At 66.6% G+C, this 19,628-nt stretch carries 21 protein-coding genes; 12 read left to right on the forward strand and 9 right to left on the reverse strand.

Features of this window, described 5'->3' with window-relative positions; all coding sequences use genetic code 11:
• Window positions 1–248: 248 nt before the first annotated feature.
• The 3 genes from C477_RS11760 to C477_RS11770 are packed head-to-tail and all read right to left on the reverse strand — an operon-like array spanning window position 249 to window position 1,563.
• Window positions 249–845, reverse strand: coding sequence for a DUF655 domain-containing protein (locus C477_RS11760; RefSeq protein ID WP_008894711.1), 597 nt, complete (start codon window positions 843–845; stop codon window positions 249–251).
• Between the two features lie 46 nt (window positions 846–891).
• On the reverse strand, window positions 892–1,248 hold the full coding sequence (locus C477_RS11765; protein ID WP_008894712.1) for an RNA polymerase Rpb4 family protein: 357 nt from the start codon (window positions 1,246–1,248) through the stop codon (window positions 892–894).
• 6 nt (window positions 1,249–1,254) lie between these two features.
• Window positions 1,255–1,563 (reverse strand): 50S ribosomal protein L21e, encoded by a 309-nt coding sequence (locus C477_RS11770; RefSeq protein WP_008894713.1) that lies wholly within the window; start codon window positions 1,561–1,563, stop codon window positions 1,255–1,257.
• A 222-nt stretch (window positions 1,564–1,785) separates the two neighbouring features.
• Here C477_RS11770 and C477_RS11775 point away from each other — a divergent pair, with 222 nt between their 5' ends.
• Window positions 1,786–2,475, forward strand: a complete 690-nt coding sequence (locus C477_RS11775) for a helix-turn-helix domain-containing protein (RefSeq protein ID WP_008894714.1) — start codon at window positions 1,786–1,788, stop codon at window positions 2,473–2,475.
• A 60-nt stretch (window positions 2,476–2,535) separates the two neighbouring features.
• On the forward strand, window positions 2,536–3,741 hold the full coding sequence (locus C477_RS11780) for a cystathionine gamma-synthase (RefSeq protein ID WP_008894715.1): 1,206 nt from the start codon (window positions 2,536–2,538) through the stop codon (window positions 3,739–3,741).
• A gap of 50 nt (window positions 3,742–3,791) precedes the next feature.
• On the opposite strand, the gene C477_RS11785 is transcribed toward C477_RS11780, so the two are convergent.
• Window positions 3,792–4,787 (reverse strand): hypothetical protein, encoded by a 996-nt coding sequence (locus tag C477_RS11785; protein ID WP_008894716.1) that lies wholly within the window; start codon window positions 4,785–4,787, stop codon window positions 3,792–3,794.
• A gap of 140 nt (window positions 4,788–4,927) precedes the next feature.
• Here C477_RS11785 and C477_RS11790 point away from each other — a divergent pair, with 140 nt between their 5' ends.
• From C477_RS11790 to C477_RS11805, 4 genes are all read left to right on the forward strand, one after another.
• Window positions 4,928–5,620: an MBL fold metallo-hydrolase gene (locus tag C477_RS11790; RefSeq protein ID WP_008894717.1), complete on the forward strand. Its 693-nt coding sequence runs from the start codon at window positions 4,928–4,930 to the stop codon at window positions 5,618–5,620.
• A gap of 95 nt (window positions 5,621–5,715) precedes the next feature.
• Entirely contained in the window at window positions 5,716–6,183 is a 468-nt protein-coding gene (locus C477_RS11795; protein ID WP_008894718.1) for a DoxX family membrane protein, read from the forward strand.
• 124 nt (window positions 6,184–6,307) lie between these two features.
• Window positions 6,308–6,823, forward strand: a complete 516-nt coding sequence (locus C477_RS11800; RefSeq protein WP_008894719.1) for a GNAT family N-acetyltransferase — start codon at window positions 6,308–6,310, stop codon at window positions 6,821–6,823.
• A gap of 202 nt (window positions 6,824–7,025) precedes the next feature.
• Window positions 7,026–7,754 (forward strand): 3'-5' exonuclease family protein, encoded by a 729-nt coding sequence (locus C477_RS11805; protein WP_008894720.1) that lies wholly within the window; start codon window positions 7,026–7,028, stop codon window positions 7,752–7,754.
• 303 nt (window positions 7,755–8,057) lie between these two features.
• Here C477_RS11805 and mutS read toward each other — a convergent pair whose 3' ends face one another.
• On the reverse strand, window positions 8,058–10,781 hold the full coding sequence (gene mutS / locus C477_RS11810) for a DNA mismatch repair protein MutS (protein WP_049914500.1): 2,724 nt from the start codon (window positions 10,779–10,781) through the stop codon (window positions 8,058–8,060).
• Between the two features lie 140 nt (window positions 10,782–10,921).
• Between mutS and C477_RS11815 the strand changes: the two genes are divergently transcribed.
• The 5 genes from C477_RS11815 to C477_RS11835 all read left to right on the forward strand — a co-directional run bounded on the left by C477_RS11815 (window position 10,922) and on the right by C477_RS11835 (window position 16,176).
• A complete protein-coding gene (locus C477_RS11815) occupies window positions 10,922–12,364 on the forward strand; it encodes an ArsR family transcriptional regulator (RefSeq protein WP_008894722.1) in 1,443 nt (480 codons plus the stop codon).
• Window positions 12,365–12,882: 518 nt separating this feature from the next.
• The gene (locus tag C477_RS11820; RefSeq protein WP_239641871.1) at window positions 12,883–13,602 is read left to right on the forward strand and encodes a DUF4129 domain-containing protein; all 720 of its coding nucleotides are present in this window, start codon (window positions 12,883–12,885) and stop codon (window positions 13,600–13,602) included.
• 32 nt (window positions 13,603–13,634) lie between these two features.
• Window positions 13,635–14,198 carry a DUF7269 family protein gene (locus C477_RS11825; protein WP_008894724.1) on the forward strand — a complete coding sequence of 188 codons (564 nt, stop codon included), beginning with the start codon at window positions 13,635–13,637 and terminating at the stop codon, window positions 14,196–14,198.
• Window positions 14,195–15,454, forward strand: a complete 1,260-nt coding sequence (locus C477_RS11830; protein WP_008894725.1) for a DUF58 domain-containing protein — start codon at window positions 14,195–14,197, stop codon at window positions 15,452–15,454. Before C477_RS11825 ends, C477_RS11830 begins: the two co-directional genes overlap by 4 nt.
• Complete coding sequence (locus tag C477_RS11835; protein WP_008894726.1) at window positions 15,451–16,176, forward strand: DUF7519 family protein; 726 nt, start codon at window positions 15,451–15,453, stop codon at window positions 16,174–16,176. The genes C477_RS11830 and C477_RS11835 overlap by 4 nt, the downstream gene beginning before the upstream one ends.
• 17 nt (window positions 16,177–16,193) lie before the next feature.
• Here C477_RS11835 and C477_RS11840 read toward each other — a convergent pair whose 3' ends face one another.
• The 4 genes from C477_RS11840 to gvpA all read right to left on the reverse strand — a co-directional run bounded on the left by C477_RS11840 (window position 16,194) and on the right by gvpA (window position 18,671).
• Complete coding sequence (locus tag C477_RS11840) at window positions 16,194–16,532, reverse strand: CHY zinc finger protein (RefSeq protein WP_008894727.1); 339 nt, start codon at window positions 16,530–16,532, stop codon at window positions 16,194–16,196.
• A gap of 125 nt (window positions 16,533–16,657) precedes the next feature.
• A complete protein-coding gene (gene gvpO, locus C477_RS24725) occupies window positions 16,658–17,227 on the reverse strand; it encodes a gas vesicle protein GvpO, halophile-type (protein WP_008894728.1) in 570 nt (189 codons plus the stop codon).
• A 91-nt stretch (window positions 17,228–17,318) separates the two neighbouring features.
• Complete coding sequence (gene gvpN / locus C477_RS11850; RefSeq protein ID WP_008894729.1) at window positions 17,319–18,374, reverse strand: gas vesicle protein GvpN; 1,056 nt, start codon at window positions 18,372–18,374, stop codon at window positions 17,319–17,321.
• 6 nt (window positions 18,375–18,380) lie between these two features.
• Window positions 18,381–18,671 (reverse strand): gas vesicle protein GvpA, encoded by a 291-nt coding sequence (gene gvpA / locus C477_RS11855; protein WP_008894730.1) that lies wholly within the window; start codon window positions 18,669–18,671, stop codon window positions 18,381–18,383.
• Window positions 18,672–19,004: 333 nt separating this feature from the next.
• On the opposite strand from gvpA, the gene C477_RS11860 reads away from it, so the two are divergent.
• The gene (locus C477_RS11860; protein WP_008894731.1) at window positions 19,005–19,628 is read left to right on the forward strand and encodes a GvpL/GvpF family gas vesicle protein; all 624 of its coding nucleotides are present in this window, start codon (window positions 19,005–19,007) and stop codon (window positions 19,626–19,628) included.

The raw sequence follows: 19,628 nt of genomic DNA on the forward strand, positions 1-19,628 counted from the left end.
TTCTGCTATCGTGGCAACAGGGAGTCGCCACGCCCTCCCCAGCCGATTCGCTCACTCCCGAGTCGTTCGCTCATCCCTCGCACGATGTCGTCGGGTCGCCCTCACTCACGTTCGGTCGACCGACAGCGCGCGCCACCGCACACTGAGATCTCGGTCCAGTGGATCGCGGTTCCTCCATAGGTAGTCCCTGATAGACGGTTCGCGTTGCTCTCGAGGCACTCGCTGACGGTTCGCGGCGCGAAAACCAGCTACTGGTTCTGTTCCTGTTCGCGCCGACCAACGAACGTCTGGTACTTCAGGTCGTCGTCGCGCAGTTCCTCCAGGATGCGCTCGACGAGGATCTCGTCGGGATCGTGGAGCCCGGAGACGCGTTCGGAGAGCTCCTCGAAGCTCTCGAAGGGCTTTCGCTTGCGTTCGTCGAGGATGCCGTTGCGGAGCTTCTTCCCAATCCCCGGCAGCAGGTTCAACTGGTGGAGCCGCAGCGTGATCGGCTGGGCGTCGTTGTAGAAGTCGACGAACCGCTCCTCCTCGTCCTCGACGAGGTCCGCGACGACGTACTCGAGTTCCGACTGGGCGCCCGAGGAGAGGTCCTCGTACTCGACCCGCCGGGCTTCGGTGACGACGTCGCGTTCGCTGTCGGGCTCGATGACGACGTCGCTGCCGATCGTGAGTCGCTCGTCCTCGTCGAACGCGACCTGATAGAGCTCGAAGTTGTCGGTCTCGAGAGCGTAGCCAGCCGGCGATTTCTCGTACTGCGGACGGCTGTCGTCCGAGAGCCCGTGCGCGAGATAGTCCAATACGACTGCGCGACGGACGTCCGCCTCGCCGCTATCGGATTCGGTCATTGTCATAACCATACGGCGACGGCGTACTTAAAGAGTCGGCCCGCGGTCAGGCGTACTGGGCGACGACGTTAAGAATCTCGTCGAGTTCGTCGCCCGACAGCGAGTACCGTTGCTGTGCGTACACCGAGCGGAGTTCGTCGCGGTTGCGCGGCAGGAGGTTGGCGATCTTGTACGCCGTCGGTTCGTCGACCTTCTCTACCTCCTGGAGCTGGTCGACGAGGTCCTGTGCCTCGGCGGGCTCGAGGACGGTAAACCGGTTGACGTGCTCGACTGCGCGTGCGAGCTCGTACGGCAGCTCCCGGTCCTCGTCTAACGCCCGTTCGGCTTCGATGTCGGCGAGCAGCTCCTTCGTTTCCGAGACCGTGAGGAACTCCTCGTCGACGATCTCCTTGAAGATCGTCATGCTCGCTCAGATCCGGGTCTTCTCTTGGTTCTGGGCGCGCATGTGCGCGGCGGTGACGATCAGCGTCTTCTCCTTGCCGCGGTCGCTGATCTGGACCTTGAAGGCGTCGCCCTGTTTGCCGACGACTTCGCCGGTCTGTCCGTCGAAGCGCGGGTGGAAGCGGCCGTTGGGGACGCTCGGGTCGATCTTGAGGTGGACCTTCTCGCCCTCCTCGTACTCCTGAATCGCGCGCTGTGGCGACGAGGTGCCGCGGTTTCGAGGTTCGTTCGAGAGTTTTCTACGGGATCCCTGACGAGGGCCATTAGAGTTCGGCATAGTCGTACGACGGTGTTGTCCGGTCGGCGTTATAAAACGCACGTATTCGTACGACCGTGGCGGCGACGAGCCGATCGGCCCGCCGTCGGGCGGTAGTGACGGCGAAACCGGACGGCGCCGCGGGCGGATCGCTGGAGAGAGCGCGGTGGGTCGGCCGGTTCCCGCTCACTGGGAGCGTAGGGGGTGTTTATTGAAGCGGTCCTGTGGTATTCCTACGCATTGATGCGTCAGTACGAACTTCGGCTCTCGCCGCAGGGAGGGTGGTTTCATCCGTTCGAAAAGCGGATCGATCGCCGCGAAGGGGTCGACCGCGTGGCGATCCACCGGATCCGTCTCCGTCCCGACGGGCTCGGGGTGATGGTCTACGAACTCGCGGGGGAGTTCGAACGCGTCGAGGCGCTCGTCGACGAGGAGCTCGGCGATCTCGGCTACTGGATCGAGGAGTTCGGCGACCGAATCTTCGTCTGTTCGCGGTTCGTTCCGAACGAGACCGTCAGCGAACTCCTGCGGGTGACGCGGGACTTCCAGGTGTTCCTCGACCCGCCACTGACGTACGTCCGCGGGGGCGATCTCAAGGTGTCGCTGTTCGCGACCGAGGAGTCGTTCCAGCGGGCGCGGTCGGTCGTGCCCGACACCGTCGATCTCACCCTCGAGACGAAGCAGCCGTTCGAACCCGAGGAGAACGTCTTCCTCGCGTCGCTCACGCCGAAACAGCGCCGGCTGTTCGAGACGGCGATCGAACTCGGCTACTACGGCTCGCCCCGGGAGACGACCTACGAGGAGATCGGCCGCGAGGTCGGCATCGCGGGCGGGACGGTCGGCGAACACCTCCGGAAGATCGAGGCGAAACTCGTCGATCACGTCGTCTCGGCCTCGGTCACGGAGTCGCCGAAGCGACGACAGCTCCAGTGAGTCGGTTTCCGGCCGCCCCGAAGGAGCAAGAGTCACCCGGCTCGAGGTCGTTGGGCCGGTATGGACGACTCCGACAGCGACGGTGACGGCGTCGACGAACGCGGCGAGCAGGAGCCGCACCGAATCGAAACCCGCTCGATCCACGCCGGGCAGGCGCCCGATCCCGAAACGGGCGCGCTGATGACGCCGATCCACGCGAACTCCACCTACAAACAGGACGCGCCGGGCGACCACCGCGGCTACGAGTACTCCCGGACCGGGAACCCGACCCGGACGGACTTAGAGGAAAACCTCGCGAGCCTCGAGAACGCCGACTACGGCCGTGCGTTCGCCAGCGGGATGGCCTCGATCAACACCGTGCTCAACCTCCTCGAGGCCGGCGATCACGTCGTCACCGGCAACGACGTCTACGGCGGCACCCACCGCATCTTCACGCAGGTCTACGAGGAGTACGATATCGAGTTCTCGTTCGTCGATATGACCGACTTAGACGAGATCGAGGCGGCGTTCCGCGAGGAAACGGAACTGCTCTGGCTCGAGACGCCGACCAACCCGCTCATGTCGATCGTCGATATCGCGGGCGCGGCCGACATCGCCCACGACAACGACGCGCTGTGTGCGATCGACAACACCTTCGCGACGCCGTACCTCCAGCGCCCCCTCGATCTGGGCGCGGATATCGTCTCCCACTCCCTGACGAAGTATCTGGGCGGTCACTCGGACGTCGTCGGCGGCGCCCTGTTGACCAACGACGCCGACCTCGACGAGCGACTTGGCTTCTACCAGAACTCCGTCGGCGCGACGCCGGGCCCCTTCGAGTCCTTCCTCGTCCTCCGGGGCACCAAGACGCTGCCAGTCCGCATGGACCGCCACTGCGAGAACGCCCGCGCGATCGCCGAGTGGCTCGACGACCACCCCGACGTCGATCGGGTCTACTACCCCGGCCTCGAGTCCCACCCGGGCCACGAGATCGCCGCCGAGCAGATGGACGACTTCGGCGGGATGCTGAGCTTCGAACTCGACGCGAGCTTAGAGGAGGCCAGCGAGGTCGTCTCGAACACCGAGGTCTTCACCCTCGCGGAGAGCCTCGGCGGCGTCGAGAGCCTGATCGAACAGCCTGCGCCGATGACCCACGCCGCCATTCCGCGCGAGGAACGGCTCGAGGCCGGCCTCTCGGACAGCCTCATCCGCGCGAGCATCGGCATCGAACACGTCGACGACCTGATCGGCGACCTCGAGTGCGCGATCGAGACGGCACTCGAGTAACCGCCCAGCACCGATGGGTCACCTTCCGGGCTCCGTACCCGCGAAAGACGTCAGGCCCCGCCCCGACGGGCGAGTTGCGAGCGGAAGATCGGGACGAACCCGTCGAGGTACGCTCGAACGTCGACGGACGCGATCTCGCCGCAGTAGTCGGCGCCCCGCTCGTACTCGCGGCGCCACCGATCGACGAACGCGGCTTCGATGCCGGCGTCGCGGATCCGTTCGGCGATCACGCTGACCGCCTCCGCAGACGGCTCCCGTCGGAGCGCCCGGAGTTCGTCGATCGACACGACGCCGGACTCGAGGGCGCGGACCACGACACCGGAACTGTAGTCGCCCTCGGCGAGTTCGCGCTCCCAGGAGGCGATCCAGTTTCCGATTCGCGCCATCCGCTGGCCGCGGGCGACGACGTCCCGAACGGCCGAGAGGTCGCGTCGCTCGAACTCGGGCGCGTTGGCGAGATCGATGTCGGCGAACGGGAAGAGCATCATGTTGTAGACGTCGTAGGTCTGGAGTTCGCGCTCGCCGGCGAGGCCGGGATACCGGGCCAGCAGCGCCGAGTAGTCGACCGACTGGAGCGCCTGCCGCACGTCGAACCGGAACAGCGGCTCGAACTCCTCGGCCCGCGGGCCCTCCCGGAACTGCGACAGCAGCGCGTCCCAGAGCTCCTGCTGGAATCGAACGTACGCGCCGTCGACGCCGTCGCGCGTCGGATCGGCGGGCCGCGAGTCGAACGGGACGAGCAGCAGTTCCTCGAGGGTCGCCCGGTCGCCGTGTCGCTCTGCGACGTCGTCGATAACGGTGATGAACATCGTGGCGAGCACCTTTGCGTCGCGAACGCACCGTCCGCGCTCGTCGTTGACACACGACAGGCGAAACTCGGGCTCGACCGCGTCGAACCACCGCCACGTGGATCGGTCCCGATCGCCGATCCGGTCGTCGTAGGCGTCGGCCAGCGGCCGAACCGTTTCCGAGAGCGTCCGCGTCGGTGCGTTCGCAAACGGATCAATCTCGTCCTCGAGGCTGGGGAACTGCGACTCGGCTACCATCGTTCACCCAAAAGATAGCTGAAACTAAAAATGTTTTCTGCTAATTGTTTAAATCGTAATATGCCGTTGGCGCCCCACGGCGAACGACGCGAGGAAACCGGACGGACAGTCCTTTCGTGCTGGGAGCGAACGACTCGAGTATGCCGGCAGACGAACGCGAGGCGGGCGTCCACACGCTCCCGATCACGGTCGAGTACGGTAGTCGAACGATTACGCTCACCCCGACGCTGGTCGAGACCGAGCGCGGACCGGTCCTGATCGACGCCGGCCCGGAGGGCGCGCTCGAAGGTCTTCGAACGCACCTCCGGTCGCTCGGCTACGCCCTCGAGGACATCTGGCTCGTCGTTCTCACCCACCACGACGCCGATCACGCGGGCGGACTCGACGCGTTGCTCGAGGCCGTCGACGCGGTCGTTGCGACCCACCGCGAGGAGGCGCCGTACATCACCGGCGAGCGCGATCCGATCAAGGGCGACGGCGATCGCTATCCCCCCGTCGACGTCGATCTGGAACTCGCCGGCGGCGTCCGGATTCCGACCCTCGCCGGCCCGATGGAGGTCCTCGAGACGCCGGGCCACGCGCCCGGACACGTTTCCCTGTACTTTCCGGAGGACGGCTTCTTGATCGCCGGGGACGCTCTCGTCGCTGACGGGGATGATGGCTCGCTGTCGGGCCCGAAGCCTGACTTCACGCCCGACATGGATCGCGCCCTCGAATCCGTCGAGAAACTGGTCGATCACGAGATCGAGCACGTCGTTTGCTACCACGGCGGCTACGTCGACAGCGGGAGCGACCGGATTCGGGAACTCTTCGAGCGCGGACTCGAGGACTGACGAAACGAGCGCGGTCAGGCGAAGACGGCCGAGACGAACGCCTGCAGTTGCTACGAGTGAACCTAACCCGTTTGCGACCGCGTTTCGAACCGGCAATGAGCATCCTCTCTCAATCCGAACAGCAGCGCGACAGCGCGGTCGGCCAGCGGAGCGGCGACGCCGAATCGGCGTCGGATAGAGACGTGACAGCACGACCGCTGTTCCGCCTCGGACGAGTCCTGTTCGGCGGCGTCCTCGCGTTCACCGCCATTGACAACCTCCGGGATCTCGAGGGGCGGATCGACTACGCCGACGCCAAGGACGCGCCGCTGCCCGGCGTGGCGGTGCCCTCGGTCAGCGGGAGCCTCCTGCTGGGCGGTCTCAGCGTCGCCCTCTGGCGGGCCCCGGCGGCCGGCGCCGCGGCGATCGCCAGCTTCCTGATCGGAACGACGCCGATCATGCACGACTTCTGGAACGAGGACGATCCCCAACAGCAACAACAGGAGCTGACCCACTTCCTGAAGAACACCGCCTTGCTGGGCGCGGCGCTGGCGTTCCTCGAGGTCGGCCAGCGAGATGCGTAGTCCGTCGCCCGCGGCATACGCGGGACACCTCGTGTATCCACCCTTTTTCACGTTGGGGAGGTGACGATACTCCATGAGCCGCACCGTCGATCGCGCGTCCCGCCCGTCGCAGCAGGAGTGATAGATGTCCGCCCTCCGCGTTCGCCGATTCGAACCGGCGGACACCGATCGGATCCGGGAGCTACACGAAACTGCAATGCGAGACGTCGGGGCCTACGTCGCGGACGTTCCGGACGAGGACCTCGAGACCGTCACCGAGACGTACCTCGAGAGCGGCGGCGAGTTCCTCGTCGGCGAGCGCGAGGGGCGAATCGTCGCCATGGGTTCGTTCCGGCCGGTCGGCGGGACGGACTTCGTCGCGCAGGTCCTCTCCGACCTCCCGGAGTCGACGGTCGAACTAACCCGTATGCGCGTCGATCCGGACTATCAGCGCCGTGGCTACGGTCGGCGAATCGCGACGGAACTCGAACGACGCGCTCGCGAGCGGGGGGCGACGCGGATCGTCCTCGACACGAGGCCGACGCAGACCGCCGCCCGCGGGCTCTACGAGACGCTGGGGTACGAGGAAGCGGCGCGCGAGCGGATCGAGGGGTTCGGCGAGCCGTTCGAACTACTGTTTTATCGGAAGTTGCTGGTATAGGGAATTGTGTTAACCCACTGACGAATAGTCATTATTGATGACATTACGGATAAAACAGTCTCAGGCGCCCGGATCCGATATTACAGCGATAGCCATCACTCTGTGGCGAATTAATGATTTAATTGTGTCTGCGTGTTAATCAGCTACAGTGTGAGTGTGTGTATATTACATATTTAAGTTGTTATATCCCGATAGGGAGAGTATGTCGACTGCACCCGAACCGCGAACGGCCTTCGATATCGAGACGATCAACGCCGAGATACCGGACGATGAGGAGTTCGATATGAAGAACAGCGAACACGTCGAGATGTTCTGCATTTGTGCGGCATACCAGCCCGAACCAGCGAAGCCGGTCGATTACGAGGTGTTCTTCCGAGAGGATTCGAGTCCTGAGGCCGAACTGGATGTGATCGAAGAGACTGTCCAGTGGCTCGAGTCCAAGCCCGGCCACACCTTACTGACCTACAACGGCAATTCGTTCGATATCCCGCATCTGGAAGAGCGTGCCCGGATCGCCGCCGAAACGATCGATCGCCGGTTCAATGTGCCCGAGCGCGTCGAGTCGTTCCTCAAGGGCACCGGCAGCGTCGATCTCTATCCGTGCGTAACCGACGCACTCGGCGAGAAGGTACAGTTCGAAGAAGCGTGCGAGCGCTTCGAGATTCGAGTTCCAGAGACGCCGCTCGACGAGTATGAGATGGGTATTGACCCGATCCCCCAGCGGCCGACGTACAAAGGTATTGAACCGGTGTTCAAGGGCTGTGACGTGCCGGTCGTCGGCGAACGTTACCTAAAGCTGGCGGATGTCGGTGCGACTGACACCCTGGTATTTCAGGAGATGCGCGCCGCCCTTGATCACTATGCGACTACAGACGTGACGCCGTTATTCGAACTCGCCGATCGCGTTCCGATCGTCGACGCGGCGAACTAGCCGTTGACGGTACCCGATCATTCGTCTTTGAAGTAGATGGCTGACTATCGAGTTGGATACGGCACGTACCGTCCAGTCGTACGTCTTGACAACGAACGACCGATGCTAGGTTGGTGTTTATCGATTCGCTTGTGCCTCCGTTCGTACTTGCGCTGGCACTGACGGCGTCGGCCAGATCCCGAGGTTACCTCTCACCTATCACACTCTCTCGAGAGTGGTTTGGAAGGAGATAGCCCACTACGTCGACTTTCTCGAGGAAATCCGAACATCGGATGGTGACTGATGACGCCCCCGAAACGCGAATCAGTCCTCGACCAGTCGCTTCAGCCGATCCAGTTCCGTCAGCGCCTCGACGGGCGTGAGGTGCGCGAGGTCCAGCGCACGGAGTTCGGCGGCGACGTCGGTGGGAATGTCGCCTCCGTCTGCAGTGGCCGCAGCAGCCGCGTCGGCGGTCAGTTCGGCCGAGGCGTCCCCGTCGCTCGCGTCTTCACGTTCTTCGATCGGTTCACCGTTGCCAACGTCGTCACCGGCCGCCTCCGCGACCAGTTCCCGCGAGCGCTCGACCACGGTCTCGGGGACGCCCGCGGCCGTCGCTACCTCAACGCCGTAGGAGCCCGTCGCCGCGCCGGGGGCGATCTCGTGGTGGAAGACGACCTCGCCGTCGTCCTCGTCGACCTCGAAGTGGAGCGTGAACGCGGCCGCGAGCTCGTCGGCGAGTTCGGTCAGCGGGTGGTGGTGGGTCGCGAACAGCGTCGTCGCGCCGACCCGGTCGTGGAGGTGTTCGGTGATCGCCTGCGCGATGGCCATCCCGTCGGCGGTCGAGGTGCCCCGGCCCACCTCGTCTAAGAGGACCAGCGAGCGCTCGTCGGCCTCGCGAAGAATAGTCGCGAGTTCGTCCATCTCGACCATGAACGTCGAGCGCCCGCCCGCGATGTCGTCGCTGGCGCCGACGCGGGTGAAGATCCGATCGACGGGCGTCAGCCTGGCCGCGCGGGCCGGGACGAAGCTCCCAACCTGTGCGAGCAGGACGATCTGGGCGACCTGGCGCATGTAGGTCGACTTCCCCGACATGTTGGGGCCCGTGATCACGGCCAGCCGGTGGTCGTTCGTCAGCCGGGCGTCGTTGGGGACGAACGACTCCTGGGTGCGCTCGACGACCGGATGCCGGCCCCCCTCGATATCGATCTCGAGGCCGTCCCGACCGTCGCGCTCGAGCATTTCGGGGCGACAGTAGTCGTACTGGGCCGCGACGGTCGCGAGCGAGACGAGCGCGTCGAGGGCCGCAATCGCCTCTGCCAGTCCCTGCACGCGTTCGACCTCGGCGGCGACGTCGCTGCGGACCTCGCAGAACAGTTCGTACTCGCGCTCGTCGGCCCGCTGCTGGGCGCCGACGATCTCGTCCTCGCGCTCCTTGAGCTTCGGCGTGACGAACCGCTCGGAGTTCTTCAGCGTCTGCCGGCGCTGGTAGTTCTCGGGGACGGCATCGAGGTTCGGGTTCGTCACCTCGATATAGTAGCCGTGGACGGAGTTGTGACCGACCTTCAGCGAGTCGATGCCCGTTCGCTCGCGCTCGCGTTCCTCTAAGTCGTCGATCCACTGTTTGCCGTCTCGAGCGGTCCCCCTGAGGTCGTCCAGATTCTCGTCGTACCCCTCCGCGATGATCCCGCCTTCGGTGATCTCGATCGGCGGCTCCGCGACGACGGCGTCCTCGATCAACTCGCGGACGTCCGCCAGCGGATCGAGGTTCTCGCGGAGGCTCCGCAGGCGTTCGCAGTCCGTGTCGGCCAACTGCTCTCTGATCTCGGGGACGACCGCGAGCGTATCGCGCAGCGAGCGCAGGTCCCGGGCGTTGGCTCGCTCGCGGGAGATACGCCCGATCAGCCGCTCTAAGTCGTAGACCTCCCGCAGTCGGTCGTGGAGCCGCTCGCGGGTCTGCACGGCCGATTTCAGCTCGGCGACCGCGTCGTGGCGGGCCTCGATCCGCGCGGGCTCGAGCAGCGGCCGACGGATCCAGTCCCTGAGCTTGCGACCCCCGAGCGCGCTGGCGGTCTCGTCGAGCACGCCGACGAGCGTGGCGTCGTCCCGGCCGTGGACGGTTCGGGGCTCGAACAGTTCGAGGCTGCGCAGGGCGACAGCATCGAGCAGTAGGTACTCACGGGGATCGTAGCGGGTGAGTTGGGTGATGTACTCGAGACGCTGTTCGGCGCCGCCCTCGAAGACCGCCTCGACGCGCTCCTCGTCGTCGACGTCGCCGCGTTCGCCCTCGTGTTCGCCGCCGCGGACGTACTCGGCGTACGCGAGCAAGGCGCCGCAGGCCCGTATCTCGGCGTCCGCCGCGAGCAGGGCGTCGGGGTTGCGAAAGTACGTCGCGAGCTTCTCCCCGGCCCGCTCGCGGTCGAAGGCGCGGGCGTCGAACGGCGTCACCATGCAGTCGTCGGGAACGGGGTCGGCGGGTGCATCGGGGCCGACGACGGCCTCCGAGGGAGCGAAGCGGCTCACCTCGTCGGCGATCGACTCGGGGGCGGTCGCGCTCGTCGCGTAGAAGTCGCCCGTCGAGACGTCGAGCAGGGCGAGCCCGAGCCGCTCGCCCTCCCGAGCGATCGCCGCGACGAAGTTGTTGTCGTCGCTCGAGAGCAGTTCGTCCTCGGTGAGCGTCCCGGGCGTAATCACGCGGGTGACCGCCCGCTCGACCACGCCGGAGGTCTCGCCGGGCTCTTCGACCTGGTCCGCGACGGCGACGCGGTAGCCGGCCTCGAGCAGCTCCTCGATGTACGACTCGGCGTTGTCGATCGGGATGCCGGCCATCGGGTACTCGCCGGTGGAGTCCTCGCGGCTGGTCAGGGCAATCTCGAGCAGGCGAGCGGTGCGCTCGGCGGCGCCGCAGAAGGTCTCGTAGAAGTCCCCCACCTGAAAGAGCACGATGGCGTCGTCGTAGCGGGCACAGAGGTCGTGGTACTGCGCCATCATGGGCGTCAGCTCGTCGCGCTTCTCGGCCATCTGTACCGGAGGGCCAAGCGCCGGATCCATACCCGAATACCGCCGTCGGACGCGGAAATAGCTTGCTGGATCGGCGCCGACGGTCCGATTCCGCGACAGGTCTAATCACAAGACTGTCAGGAAACGGAAAAGGTGTATTACGCTCGACCGCACAACCCCACACGAATAGCATGACCATCCGTTCGTCGACCGCGAGTCGCGCCCTCGTCTGTCTCGTCACCCTCCTCGTCTGCGGCGCCGGGACGGTCGGGATCGCCGCCGCCGCGACCGGCGGCGCCGCGTCGCTGGGGACCGACGATTCGCTCGTCGAGTCCGTCGATGAGACGGACGACGCGTTCGAAAACGCGAGCGACGACCTCGAGAACGTCGGCGACGGGAACGCGACGAACGAGACCGTCGACGAGGACGACGGGACGACTGCCGAACGGGATTCCGGGACGGACGGGACATGGAACGCAACCGACGAGAGCGATGACTCCGCCGACAAACCCGAAGATATCCTCGAGAACGGGACCGAGACGGCGACAAACACCACTGACGAGACGAGGGACGCGGTCGACACCGTCACTAACGAGACGACCGAGACGGCCGACAGGCTGCTCGAGAACTCGAGCGGCGCGATCGACGGCGACGCCGAACTCGACGGACCGAACGGAACGGGGCCCGCCGACCTCGAGGTGTCGGCGTCCGCGTCGACCGATTCGAGCGGCGGCGCGGATGACGGCGATGATAACGCTGCAAGCGGGGGAAGTGCTGACGACGGGACCGGTGGCTCCCCGGTTCCGGACGGAACCTCGACGACGGCCGACGCCGTCCTCGTCGGCCTGCTCGGGACGATCACCGCCGCGGGGGCTGCAGCGGGGAGTGCCGGCGCCGCTGGTGGGGCAGCCAGCACCGGTGCCGGCGCGGGTGCCGCTGCCGGTTCGGCCGGCGGTGCCGGCAGCGCCGCAGGCGGCGCGACCGGCCTCGCAGCGAACTGGCTCGGCCAGTCCTCCGTCCTTCGGCACCTCCGCCGTCTCGGTTCGCTGCTCCCGGTGAAACTCCTCTCGATCCTCGGCTACAGCCGCTACGACGACTCCGACCCCCTCGAGAACGACCGGCGGCGGACGATCTACGAGACCATCGCGTCCGGCCCCGGCTGCTACCTCTCGCAGGTCAGCGAGGAGAGCGGCGTCGCGCTCTCGACGGTCCGCCACCACGTCCGCATCCTCGAGGAGGAGGGGCTGGTCGCCGCGACCAAGGTTAACGGCAAGCGCCGGTACTTCCTCGCGGACGAGGCCGCGGTGGCGCCTGGCGACGGCGGGCCGACCGTCGAGGACGCCGAACTCCACGCCGCCCTCGCGGAGCCCGCCAAGCGGGCGGTGCTCGAGACGCTCGCGGACCTCGGTTCGGCGCCGAACGGTCGCCTCGCCGACGAACTCGAGCGTGACCCGAGTACCGTCTCCCACCACCTCTCGGCGCTCGAGGCGGACGGACTGGTCGTTCGGGAGAAAGAGGGTCGGTCGGTCGTCAACGAACTCGCCCCGACGGTCGAGGCGGCGCTGAGCGAGACGGAGCGGCCGCTCGAGGACGAAACGGTCGAACCATCGGCCTCGGTGCCTGCAGACGACTAACGGAGCGGATCAGCACCGTCGACGATCCGTCTCATTCACGCCCCTCTCGACTTCAGACGGTGTATTTCGTCCGACCACTGTCCTCGATAGACCGGCGTCGTCGGCCGATACGTCGTTCTCGCCCCCCTCGCTACTGCGAGAACCGCGTCGGAGCCCTCGCTGTTCCCCTCGAGTTCGATACGAACGCAGTCCTGCCGATGGGTGGTGACTTACTTACCGTACATACCCAAAAGGATTTAATCTGACTATTGCTAATATCATCATGGATATCCGTCGTCGGGTTCCTGCCGGCGGTTCGCTACGCGCCTTCATCGGAGTCACCGACCGAAACGACGGAGTCAGTATCGGGTTCCGGTTCGGAGAGATGGAAGACGAACTCGACACGGAACGCCCGCGCGCTCGGAGGTACCGACGCTCGAGTGAACTATGGTCGGCCGATATCGACACCGTGACGGCTCGATGCGCGATCGAGACGCCCTCGAAGCGGACCGCACAGTATGCACGGGATGTCTGGACGGATGAATACGGTTCGTGCGGCGGTGCGCCGAAACGGGACCGTCCTGATCGCGATCGCCCTCCTGTCGATTCTCACGCTCGGCGGTACGGCGGCGGTCCTCGAGTCGACACCGATACCGTCCTCGTACGACGCTCCCGCGGACGGGACCGGAGGGTCCGGTCTCTCTCTGATGGCCGTCCTGATACTGCTCGTCGACGCGTTGCTTTCGCTGTTCGGCATCGAGGCCGATCCCGCCGCTCTTGCGGCCGGGACCGGTTCCCGGGCGGACGCGCTCGTCGCGGCCCTCGGCGTGCTCCGTTCGATCGCCCTTCCGCTTCTCGGTATCGGCGCGATCGCGACGATCGTCCTGCACGTTCGCCGTCGGCTCCCGACGTCGGTATCCGGATCGCTCGTCTTTCGTCCGGGCGCCCGACGGTCGTCGAACCGGACGTCGCGGTCGATCGCGACGGATCAGGGCTGGCCGCCCGCCGAGCCCAGGGACGACGTGGCCGAGGCGTGGGTTTCGATGACCGAGCGGCTCGACGTGGAGCGCCCCCGCTCTCGAACGCCCGAAGAGTGGGCCGAGGCCGCCATCGACGCGGGATACGACGAGGAGGCGGTAACGGCGATAACGGAGCTGTTCAGGGAAACGCGATACGGAGACGCGACCGAACCGCTCGAGCGTCGCCGGGACGCGATCCGCGAACTCGAACGGCTCGAAGGAGAGGGTGATACCGAGTGACGGAACCGATATCGGTCGCTCGGAGGTGCCTGGTGACGATCGGCGCGGTGTCGGTCTGCGCTGCAGCGGTCGTCTTGACCGTACCCGCAATCGAGGACTGGCTCCGTTGGCCGTGGGACGGCGAGCTGCTGCCGGTCGCGTTCTTCACGGTGGTGGTTACGATCGCGAGCCTCCTCGGTCCGTTCGTTGCATTCGACGACGCCGAGCGCACGGGGTCGGACGGCCGGGCACCGGAGTCGCCCCCGCCGACGCCGACACCCGGGTCCGAGATCGACCGACTGTTGGACCGTCGGTGGCTGGTATTGCGCCCGTCGACTCGACACCGACGCGTTCGCTCTCGGTTCCGGGAGGCGGCGATTCGAACGATCGTCCGAACGACCGACTGCTCTACGGCGGCCGCCCGCGAGCGACTCGAGCGGGGGACGTGGACGGACGATCCGGTCGCCGCGGCGTTCGTCCGCGTCGAAGACGGTTCGGCATCGTCCCGGTTCCGATCGCTCGTGGACTACGTCTCCGTTCCGCGACGGGCTCGGCGGACGGCGCGAGCGATCCGAGTGCTCGCTGCGGAGGCGGAGGCCGAGGAGGAGCGGCGATGACGACGCGACGAACGACGCGCTGGAACCTCTCGCTGGCCGCCGCCCTGCTCGCGAGCGGAACGGGCGTTCTGCTGGCGGAACCGACGCTCCTGCTCGTCTCGATTCCCGGTGTCGTCTTCGCGACCTATTCGCACGTCACGTCGGCTCCGGCTCCGACACTGGAGTTCGAGCGATCGCTGACCGATTCCGATCCGTCGCACGGTGATCCGGTCGAGGTCACGGTTACCCTCCGGAACGCGGGCGATCGGACGCTCCCCAGCGTCTGTCTCGTCGACGGCGTCCCGCCGATGCTCTCGGTTCGGAACGGGTCGGCACGGCACGCGGCAGCGCTCGATCCTGGCGACGAGACGACGTTCTCGTACACGGTCACGGCGAAACACGGGGTTCACCGCTTCGGGCCGGCGAGCGCCGTCCTCGAGGACGTGAGCCGCAGTGTCGAAGTCGAGACGACCGTCGAGGAAGAGACGGAACTCGCCTGTCGCTCCCCGGTCCGAACGGTTTCGCTCGGTCGAATAGCGCACCGACACGCGGGCGCGACCGTCACGACCGACGGCGAAAGCGGCATCGAGTTTTCGACGGTCCGCTCCTACCGACCGGGCGATTCGCCCGCCAAGATCGACTGGAACCGGTACGCTCGAGACGGCGAACTGACGACCGTCAGTTTTCGCGAGAACCGCTCCCGGGCGACCGTCCTCTGTCTCGACGCTCGGAACCGTTGCTACCGCTCGACCGGCCGCGGCGAACCGCACGCCGTCCTCTACGAACGCGCCGCGGCGCGCGAACTGCTCGCGGCCGTCTCCGAGTCGGACGGACCGATCGGGCTCGCGGTCTTCGGCGCCGAGTTCCACTGGGTCACTCCGAACACCGGTTCCCGCCACGCGGCGACGCTGCGACGGACACTCGAGGACGGGGACGTCCTTCCGCTCGAACCGCCCGACGAACGGAACAGCGACGAACCCGTCGACGGAGGGACCCGCGCGCTTCGAACACGGCTCGACCGGGGCACCGGCGTCGTCCTCTGCTCGCCGCTGCTCGACGATGGACCCCTCGAGATCGCTCGCGCGCTCCGGGCGGACGGACACCCGGTGACCGTTCTCTCTCCCGACGTGACGGCGGCGGAATCGCTCGGGACGGACCTCGCGCGGATCCGGCGAGACAACCGTATCGACGCCCTTCGGCGAGCGAGCGCGTCGGTCGTCGACTGGGACCCGGCGACGCCGCTCGAGGCGGCGATACGAAACGAGGTGACCCGATGACCGGTCTTCCGGGCGATCCGACGGACCCGTTTCCGACGACCGTGAGCGCCGGCGTTACGCTCGTCGCGATTTTCGGCGCGTGCCTCGTCGGTTCGACGGGAGCGATCCGGATCGCGCCGCTGCTCGTGGAAACGGCGGGACTGACGCTCTACGCCGTCGGGATGTGGTCCCGTCGACGCGGCCACCGACTCGCGGGGAGATCGGCTACCGCGGTCGGCCTCCTGATCGCCGGCGGGGGCCTTCTCGGCGCCGTCGCTCTCGCTCCGCCGTTGCCGACGCTGTTGCCGCTCCTCGCGTGCGGGCTCGGAGCGCTCTCGGTGACCCTCGGCGTGTTTCCCGTCTCCGCGCGGGTCGCCCGACCGCTCTCGACCGTCGGTATCGCGCTCGTCTTCGTCGGCGTGACGGCGACGACCGTCGTCGGAACGCCGTCGCTGTGGCGGTCGGCGGTCGCCGTCACTCTGGTGTTGCTCTCGTGGGACGCGTCGGAGCGGGCGATCGCGCTGGGTAACCGAGTCGGCGGCACCGCCGAAACCGTCACCGTCGAGCTGACGGGACTCGCGGCGAGCGTCGTCGTCGCGGCGGTGGCGATCGCACTTACGCTCGCCGCCGCTCGCGTTCCGATTACCGGGCCCTCGATCATCGGACTGGCGTTCCTGTTGATCTCGAGCGTGTTCTGTCTGCTCGCGCTCACTCACGTCCCACAGTCGGTAGACGCCGACTAGCTCCGGAACGGTCCGGCTTACTCGACGGCGTCGTTCGCCTCGAAGTACCGATCGGCGTGCGCGCTACAGCCGGGATTGAACGGCGCGTCGCAGGACAGACACCGGTAGTCGGCCTCGAGGTACGCGGGAACCACGAGTTCGGTCTCGCAGACGCCACACAGTACCGAGGGCTCGTCGAACCGATCGCGGGGCCACGGGACGGCGTCGTGGTCTGTCGTCTCGGCGTGGCAGCGATAGCACGGATAGTAGCGCTCGCAACAGGCGAATTTGAAGGCGACGACGTCGCGCTCGGTGCGGTAGTGGGCACACCGGGTCTCGGAATCGACGTCGACGCCGCGAACGGGAGGTTCAGACACGGATCGTCGGTCGAACCGACGGGCGCACGGGACTTCGAAGTTTCGACGGACGCGTTGGCGACAGCGGCGGCTCTCGGTGCCCGGCGAACCGGGCCAGCGTCGGACGGCTTCGACGCGGTGATCCGCTACTCGAACGACGTCGTGTCGCCGCGCCGGTAGCGGTCGAGACGACGGTAGCCGTGGACGGTCGCGCTCTCGTCGAGTTCGATCTCGTAGCGACCGACGATGTCCTGCGTGTCGGGGACGGCTCGGCGCTCGACGACTTCGACGATCGCGCGCCAGCCGTCGTCGGTCGGCGAGATCTCGCTGACGGCGTCGAACTCTCGACCGATGAGTTCGCCCGCGGTCGACTGGACGGTCCGGCGAACCGCGAGGACGCCCGCGATCTCGTCGTGATCGGTGTCGACGTCGGCCTCGACGTCCTCGGGATCGGTCTTCTCCTCGTCGGTCATGTCGACCGCGCCCAGTTCCTGACTCTGAGCCTGCGACTGCCGTTCGTCGTCCTGTGCCGCTTCGTCCTGTTCGTCTTCGACTGCTTGACTGTCGCTCACTGTTGGATCACTCTCGTCGTGCTGATAGCAGAAGCCGTCCTCCTGGGCCGGCCGCGAACAGCGCTCGCCGTCCTCGGTCAGCGCCCGACACTGGTCCCGCGCTTGCTCCGCTTCCGCTGATTGCTGGGTATCGGCTTCGGCCATTGGCGTGTACTGAACCGTTCGTGTGTATTCGTCCGTGTCTGGATCTCCGTGATCCGCGTACCGTCGTTCTCCCTCGGAGACGGGTGCCGAGTCAGACGGACTCGGCGATCCGCGTCCGGAGCTGCGAGACGTCTTCCGGACCCTCGCCGGCGATCTTCGGGGCGAGCACGTCCATGAAGACGTCGGTCAACAACTCGTCATCGAACTCGCCGGCCTCGCCGTCGCCGTCACCGTTTCGCTGGCCGTCGAAGACCGCCAGCCCCTTCGCGGCCGTGATCGCCGCCCGCGTGCCGACGACGAGGTCGAGTTCGTCGCGCAGCGCCCGGGTCTTCGAGACGATGGCCTCGATATCCTCCTCGGAGAGGTCGACGTGAGACTTGACGATCTCGCGTTCGGTCTCCGCGTCGTAGTAGTCGATGTGGACGCCGACGAACCGGTCGAGCAGCGCGTCCTGCTGGCGGTGGACGCCCGCGTACTCGACGTCGTTCGACGTGAAGATCGCCCGGAACTCGGGGTGGACGTCGATCGTCCGGTCCTCGCCGCGCTTGCCCGGTCGCTCGAGGACCCCTTCCTCGAACACCGAGAGCAAGACGTTGTGCGCCGAGGGATCGCTGCGCGAGAACTCGTTGTAGACGAGCGTCGCGCCCTCTCGGACGGCCACCGAGAGCGGGTTGTCGACCCACCGTTCGCGGACGACTTCGGTCTTCTTGCTGACGCCGCCGACGAACTGATCGGTCTCCTTGTACCGTTCGCCGCCGGCGTTCGCGCCGACGAGCGCGGCGGTGTCGACGGACTCGTCGCCGTTGATCCAGACGACCGGCCGACCGCGTTCGGCGGCGGCCGACAGCGCAAGCGCCGTTTTCCCGCAGCCCGTCGGACCGATCAGGTGGACGGGCTTCTCCGCCTCGAGCCAGCCGGTGATCCGGCTTCGCAGCGAGGCGACGGCGTCGGTCTCGATGAACGGGTCGGGAGCGACGGCTTCGGGCGCCGAGAGGGGTCCGTCCCCGCTCTGGGCGCTCGACGGCGACGTCCCGTTCGACGACTTCCGGGCGAGTTTCTTCTTCGCGTGTCGACTCTCCTTCCGGGAGCGGTCGCTCCTGATCTTTCGACCTCTGACCTTGCGCTTGCGCGACGAATCGTCGGCCATGGAGTGTTATTGAGTGGCGGATTCGGGTGACGATTCCGGACGCGGTTCGACCTCGAGCTCCTCTAACTCCTCGAGGTCGCCCTCCGCCGTCGCTTGCTCAATTTTGGCGATCTCCTCCGCGTAGTGCAGGAAGGTGTCGACGCTCGCGACGACGACGCGGGCCTCGATCGTCAGGAGTTCGATCCCGACGACCGAGATCCGCGCCCAGACGTCGATGACGACGCCCTTGTCGAGGATGCGATCCAGTACCTCTGCGAGACTCGAGGAGTCGGGTCTCCGACCTGATGATGCTGCCATACGGATCCGGGTACTCCCCCTGCTCGTAACACGACTGGGACTGCGTCTGCAAGCCGGCGACGCCGGACCGCAACCGCTCCGACCCGTTCTGGTCGCCGTCGCGGGCTGCCATTGCAAGCACTACGATGACCCATCGCGGCGGTGAAATTCGCATGACGAGTTCCTCGAATACCCGCGGGTGAGCGCGGACGTAACGGAGTCCGGAGGCGCTTCCCCGGGTAGTCGACCCGTTCCCATGATTTCCCGATCGATCCCCTTCGAGGCCGTGGACGAATCGCGCCCGCGCTTGCGGGCACGAGCAGCGCCGTCGTTCGACGCCGGGGTGATCGATCGATGACCCACCGGTACGTCTACGGCGTGATGAACGACGATCCCGTCGAGTTCGAGACCGACGCCGTCGGCGACGCCGACCGCGTCTACACGGTTTCGCATCGACGGCTCAACGCCGTCGTCTCCGACATCGACACGACCGATCCCGAGGAGACCGACGAGGACGCCCAGCGACACGACGACGTCCTCCGGGAGATCATGGACCGCGACGGCGGCCGAACGATCGTGCCGATGCAGTTCGGGATGGCCTTCGAGAACGACCGGGCGCTGAAGAACGTCCTCCGCGGCGCCAGACCGGCGTTCCGGCGCGCGATCAACGACATCGAGGGCCGCGAAGAACTCGGCCTCAAGATCGTCCGCGAGGAGGACGCCGAGGTCGACACCGATGCGCTCGAGGAAGCCATCGCAGACGAACTCGAGTCGATCGCCGCGCAGTCGGTTCCCAACGACCTGTTCAGCGACCGACTCGTACTCAACCGCTCCTACCTCGTCGACCGCGACGAGCGCGAGCGGTTCGACGAGGCGGTCTCCGTCCTCGAGGACGAGTACGACGACCTCATGTTCCGCTACACGGGGCCGTTCGCACCGTACAGCTTCGTCGACGTTAGGATCGGTGCCCAACAGTAA

Origin of the sequence: Haloterrigena salina JCM 13891 (genome assembly GCF_000337495.1) — an archaeon.
GTDB classification, from domain to species: domain Archaea; phylum Halobacteriota; class Halobacteria; order Halobacteriales; family Natrialbaceae; genus Haloterrigena; species Haloterrigena salina.

Excerpts from the sequence above, each read along its gene's own strand:
- C477_RS11815 (WP_008894722.1), top strand. The coding sequence starts at position 10,922 with ATGACCATCCGTTCGTCGACCGCGAGTCGCGCCCTCGTCTGTCTCGTC.
- gvpO (WP_008894728.1), bottom strand. The coding sequence starts at position 17,227 with ATGGCCGAAGCCGATACCCAGCAATCAGCGGAAGCGGAGCAAGCGCGG.
- C477_RS11800 (WP_008894719.1), top strand. The coding sequence starts at position 6,308 with ATGTCCGCCCTCCGCGTTCGCCGATTCGAACCGGCGGACACCGATCGG.
- C477_RS11760 (WP_008894711.1), bottom strand. The coding sequence starts at position 845 with ATGACCGAATCCGATAGCGGCGAGGCGGACGTCCGTCGCGCAGTCGTA.
- C477_RS11805 (WP_008894720.1), top strand. The coding sequence starts at position 7,026 with ATGTCGACTGCACCCGAACCGCGAACGGCCTTCGATATCGAGACGATC.
- C477_RS11790 (WP_008894717.1), top strand. The coding sequence starts at position 4,928 with ATGCCGGCAGACGAACGCGAGGCGGGCGTCCACACGCTCCCGATCACG.
- C477_RS11860 (WP_008894731.1), top strand. The coding sequence starts at position 19,005 with ATGACCCACCGGTACGTCTACGGCGTGATGAACGACGATCCCGTCGAG.
- gvpN (WP_008894729.1), bottom strand. The coding sequence starts at position 18,374 with ATGGCCGACGATTCGTCGCGCAAGCGCAAGGTCAGAGGTCGAAAGATC.
- C477_RS11785 (WP_008894716.1), bottom strand. The coding sequence starts at position 4,787 with ATGGTAGCCGAGTCGCAGTTCCCCAGCCTCGAGGACGAGATTGATCCG.
- C477_RS11795 (WP_008894718.1), top strand. The coding sequence starts at position 5,716 with ATGAGCATCCTCTCTCAATCCGAACAGCAGCGCGACAGCGCGGTCGGC.
- mutS (WP_049914500.1), bottom strand. The coding sequence starts at position 10,781 with ATGGATCCGGCGCTTGGCCCTCCGGTACAGATGGCCGAGAAGCGCGAC.
- C477_RS11775 (WP_008894714.1), top strand. The coding sequence starts at position 1,786 with ATGCGTCAGTACGAACTTCGGCTCTCGCCGCAGGGAGGGTGGTTTCAT.
- gvpA (WP_008894730.1), bottom strand. The coding sequence starts at position 18,671 with ATGGCAGCATCATCAGGTCGGAGACCCGACTCCTCGAGTCTCGCAGAG.
- C477_RS11770 (WP_008894713.1), bottom strand. The coding sequence starts at position 1,563 with ATGCCGAACTCTAATGGCCCTCGTCAGGGATCCCGTAGAAAACTCTCG.
- C477_RS11830 (WP_008894725.1), top strand. The coding sequence starts at position 14,195 with ATGACGACGCGACGAACGACGCGCTGGAACCTCTCGCTGGCCGCCGCC.
- C477_RS11820 (WP_239641871.1), top strand. The coding sequence starts at position 12,883 with ATGAATACGGTTCGTGCGGCGGTGCGCCGAAACGGGACCGTCCTGATC.
- C477_RS11835 (WP_008894726.1), top strand. The coding sequence starts at position 15,451 with ATGACCGGTCTTCCGGGCGATCCGACGGACCCGTTTCCGACGACCGTG.
- C477_RS11780 (WP_008894715.1), top strand. The coding sequence starts at position 2,536 with ATGGACGACTCCGACAGCGACGGTGACGGCGTCGACGAACGCGGCGAG.
- C477_RS11765 (WP_008894712.1), bottom strand. The coding sequence starts at position 1,248 with ATGACGATCTTCAAGGAGATCGTCGACGAGGAGTTCCTCACGGTCTCG.